The organism is Komagataeibacter kakiaceti JCM 25156 (assembly GCF_000613305.1).
Genome location: NZ_BAIO01000186.1, coordinates 1 through 4,104, shown reverse-complemented (window position 1 = coordinate 4,104; position 4,104 = coordinate 1). Strand labels below are relative to the sequence as shown.

The following is a 4,104-nucleotide window of genomic DNA, read 5'->3' as shown; positions in this document are numbered from 1 at the left end:
CAGGCCGGGCAGGGCGGGTTCCACCCCACGCAGGTCAGGCTGCGCGACACCCGCAGCCGGTGGGGAAGCTGTTCATCCGATGGTGGCATCATGCTGTGCTGGCGGCTGGTCATGGCCCCACGGGAAGTGCAGCATTACATCATCGCCCATGAACTCGCGCATCTGCGGCACATGAACCACGGGCCGGATTTCTGGCAACTGGTGGACCAGATCACCCCGCACCGCAGGCAGGCCGAAAAATGGCTCCATGCCCATGGCGCGGGCCTGCACCGGCTGGGGGGTGCCTGAAGGTCAGGCGGTGAACTGTTCGGTTATGATCCGTTCGGACAGGCTCTGACCGGGGTCGAACAGGACGGTGGTGTGGAGTTCGCGCGCCTCGCTGATCTCGACGGAAATGACATCGCGCACCTCGGTAAAATCGGCCACGGCGGCGACGGGGCGCTTGTCGGTTTCCAGAATGTCGAAGCGGACCTGCGCGGTGGACGGCAGCAGGGCCCCACGCCACCGGCGGGGGCGGAACGCGCTTATGGGGGTCAGGGGCAGCAGGTTGGCCGAAAGCGGCACGATCGGCCCGTGGGCGGACAGGTTGTAGGCGGTCGATCCCGCCGGGGTCGAGATCAGCACACCATCGCATATCAGTTCCGGCAGGCGCACGCGGCCGTCTACCTCGATGCGGATTTTCGCGGCCTGCCGTGTCTGGCGGAACAGGAACACGTCATTGAGCGCCAGCGCGTGCACGCACTCCCCCTCCCGCGTGTGGGCCTTCATGCGCAGGGGGTGCAGGATGGCGGCCTGTGTCGCGGCCAGGCGTTCGGGCAGGTTGTCGGGCACGGCGGGTTCATGAGAAAGCCCACCGTCCCGCAGTTGATGCCATAGACCGGCAGCCCGCGATCCAGAGTCGTATGCAGCATCTCCAGCATGAAGCCATCCCCGCCCAGGCAGATCAGGGCATCGGCTTCCTCCGGCGCGCACTGGCCGTACTGCTCCACCAGGCGTTCCAGCCAGACCTGCGCGGTTTCGTTGGGTGCCGCGGCGAAACTCAGCCGTGTGGGCAGCTCCCCCCCGGTCCATCCCGGGTAGGATGTGTCATTCATGGAGTGTGGATGGACAGACGGTGATGGGCCATGACCGGCATGCGCTCGCGGATGCTGTCCGTCACGCTCCGGTCAAGGCGGGCGGTGTTCCATCCCGGCCCGTCCGACACCTGCGCCACGATGGTGCCCCATGGTCGATGATCATGGAATGGCCGTAGGTACGGCGTTTCTGGCCGCTTTCATCGGTATGGGTGCCGGTGGTGCCGCAGGCGACCAGCCAGCACTGGGTCTCGATGGCGCGGGCGCGCAGCAGCGTCTCCCAGTGCGCGAGGCCGGTTTCCACCGTGAAGGCCGCAGGCACCAGCAGCACGTTTGCGCCGCGCGCGCGCAACGCGTGGAACAGGGCGGGAAAGCGGATGTCGTAACAGATGGCCAGCCCCGCCGTCATGCCGTGGGACAGGGGCGCGGTCACGATGTCGGAGCCGGGTTCGTAGGTATCACTCTCGCGGTAGCCCTCACCGCCCGGCGTGGTGACGTCGAACAGGTGGATCTTGCGGTAGCGCGCGCGCTCATGGCCCGTCGCGTCGAACAGCACGGAGGTATTGAACAGCTTGCCGCCGTGCTTTTCCCCGATGGAGCCACCATGAAGCATGACGCCATGCTCCCGCGCCGTGGTGGACAGGAAGCGGTAAAGCGGCCCGGCCTCACCTGATCCATCGGGGGCGGGCAGGCTTTCGGCGGCGGCGAATTTTATGTCCCGTGTACCGCCAAGGCAGCTCCACATTTCCGGCAGGATGACCAGTTCCGGCTTGTCCGAGCGGACGGCGGCGGCAATCAGCGCGCGGGCGCGTTCGATATTCTCGGGCGCGGATGCGCCGGGCGCCATCTGGATGACAGTGGTGCGCATCGGGACAGATCCCTCCATGGGCAGGTTGCCCCGACCATAGGACAGGCACCGCCATTCCCGCAACCGGGGGCGGAATGCGGGTTCGGTCTGTTAAAAGATGTTGCGGAAGGGTAGGATGGGGACAGTCTTCATATTGAAAAATCAATGGCGCATACCGCATCTTCCCGAACAGTCATTTTCGCCGCCCTTGGGGGCAACCTGCTGGTGGCGGCCACCAAATTTGGCGCGGCCTTCCTGACCGGCAGTTCCTCCATGCTGAGCGAGGCCATCCATTCCCTCATCGACACCGGCAATCAGGGCCTGCTTCTGGTGGGTATCCGCCGCGCGCAGCGCCCGGCCACGGTGCAGCACCCGTTCGGCCATGGGCTGGAACTGTATTTCTGGACATTCGTGGTGGCGCTGCTGATTTTCGGGGTGGGGGCGGGTGTCTCCTTTTTCGAAGGGGTCACCCATATCCTCCATCCCCAGCCCGCCACGCATGTGGTGGTCAATTACGTGGTGCTGGGGGTCAGCATCCTGTTCGAGGGGTCGGTCTGGCTGTTCGCCCTGCGCGCCTTCCGCAAGGAGGGCAAGGGCCGACGCGGCTGGGTCGAGGCCGTGCAGGTCAGCAAGGATCCCACCGTTTTCACCGTCCTGTTCGAGGATACGGCGGCGCTGTGTGGCCTGGCCGTGGCGTTTCTGGGCAACATACTGGCCGAATGGCTGGACATGCCGGTGCTCGATGGCGTGGCCTCCATCGTGATCGGGTGCATCCTGGCGCTGACGGCGGCCTTCCTTGCGCTGGAATCCCAGTCCCTGCTGACGGGTGAAGGTGTCGCGCCGGAGGTGCTGGCTGCCCTGCGCCGCATGGCGCTGGCCGCGCAGGGCGTGGAGCGGCTGAACGAAATCCGCTCCCTGCATTTTGGTCCGCATGACGTGCTGGTGGCCATCAGCGTGGATTTCCGCAACGACATGAGCGCGGGACAGGTCGAGACGGTGGTCAGCGCGCTTGAACGCCAGATCAAGCAGCAATATCCCGACGTGACGCGCGTGTTCATTGAGGCGCAGGACTTCCGCACCCAGATCGCAGGCGCGGAAGTGGCCGGCGGCGCGCCTACGGCGTGACGAATTCGTTTACGTGGTAGCCCTGCGCGAACAGCAGGCTGCGCAGGGTTGTCGCGTTGACCTGATTACTGATTTCACGCCGTACGGCAGGCTTGGCATGGAAGGCGATGCCCGCGCCCGCCACGCGCAGCATGGCCAGGTCATTCGCGCCATCCCCCGTCGCCATGGCGTCGGCCATGTCCAGCCCGCCCTGCGCGACCAGGCGGCGCAGATGCGCCAGTTTCGCATCCGGCCCCAGAATGGGGTGGCCGACCTTTCCCGTCAGTTCCCCGCCTGTGGCCAGTAGCGTATTGGCGTGGTTTTCATCAAAGCCGCACAGCTCCGCGACCCGGCTGGTAAAGAACGTGAACCCGCCGGAGACGAGGGCGGTGCGCGCCCCGTGCGCGCGCATGGTGCGCACCAGTTCCCGCGCGCCCGCGTTCAGCCTGACATCCTTCCACGCCTTTTCCAGCAGGGTGACGGGCAGGCCGCGCAGCAGGGCGACACGTTCGTGCAGGGCGGCCTCGAATTCGATCTCCCCGTTCATGGAACGGCGTGTGATCTCGGCAATCCTGTCACCGATCCCGGCATGGGCGGCGATGTCGTCCAGCGTTTCGCACCCGACAATCGTGCTGTCCATGTCCGCCACCAGCAGGCGCTTGCGGCGGTTGGCGCGCGGCGTTACCAGCACGTCGATGTCCCGCCCGGCAAACACGTCACGCGCCGCCCCGATATCGGGTGCCTCCCATGTGGCGGGCGCGTTACACGCGATCTCGACCGCTTCCCCTTCGGACAGGGTGACAGGGGCCGCACCCCGCACCAGGTCGCGCGCCATCTGGATATCGACCGGTGTGAGGGATGTGGCGCCACGATTGGCCACCAGTACAAGGGTATGGGAGAAGGAAGGGGAAGAGTCAGCCATGGGGTCCGGGTATATGACAGGGGTGGAACAATGACACGCCCCCCGGCGGGGTCGGCGCGCGTGGCGCTGATCGTGGCGGGTCCGACCTGTTCGGGCAAGTCCGCACTTGCGCTGGCGCTTGCACGGCAGATGGACGGTACCGTCATCAATGCCGATTC

4 protein-coding genes and 2 pseudogenes are annotated in these 4,104 nt (G+C 66.1%); 3 read left to right on the top strand and 3 right to left on the bottom strand.

Annotated elements, in window-relative coordinates:
• Nucleotides 1-288: M48 family metallopeptidase (locus JCM25156_RS10220; RefSeq protein ID WP_025813010.1), on the top strand; the 288-nt coding region annotated here is incomplete at its 5' end.
• Between the two features lie 3 nt (nucleotides 289-291).
• Here JCM25156_RS10220 and JCM25156_RS23355 read toward each other — a convergent pair.
• Both JCM25156_RS23355 and JCM25156_RS23350 read right to left on the bottom strand, forming a co-directional pair.
• Nucleotides 292-1,094, bottom strand: a pseudogene (locus tag JCM25156_RS23355) (NAD kinase).
• Nucleotides 1,091-1,941, bottom strand: a pseudogene (locus tag JCM25156_RS23350) (carbon-nitrogen hydrolase family protein). Before JCM25156_RS23350 ends, JCM25156_RS23355 begins: the two co-directional pseudogenes overlap by 4 nt.
• A gap of 144 nt (nucleotides 1,942-2,085) precedes the next feature.
• Here JCM25156_RS23350 and JCM25156_RS10205 point away from each other — a divergent pair.
• Entirely contained in the window at nucleotides 2,086-3,045 is a 960-nt protein-coding gene (locus tag JCM25156_RS10205) for a cation diffusion facilitator family transporter (RefSeq protein WP_025813008.1), read from the top strand.
• On the opposite strand, the gene serB is transcribed toward JCM25156_RS10205, so the two are convergent.
• On the bottom strand, nucleotides 3,035-3,946 hold the full coding sequence (gene serB / locus JCM25156_RS10200; protein ID WP_025813006.1) for a phosphoserine phosphatase SerB: 912 nt from the start codon (nucleotides 3,944-3,946) through the stop codon (nucleotides 3,035-3,037). The two genes, JCM25156_RS10205 and serB, sit on opposite strands and share 11 nt — an antisense overlap.
• 30 nt (nucleotides 3,947-3,976) lie before the next feature.
• Between serB and JCM25156_RS28855 the strand changes: the two genes are divergently transcribed.
• The coding region (locus tag JCM25156_RS28855) for an isopentenyl transferase family protein (protein WP_277909435.1) at nucleotides 3,977-4,104 on the top strand (128 nt) is incomplete at its 3' end.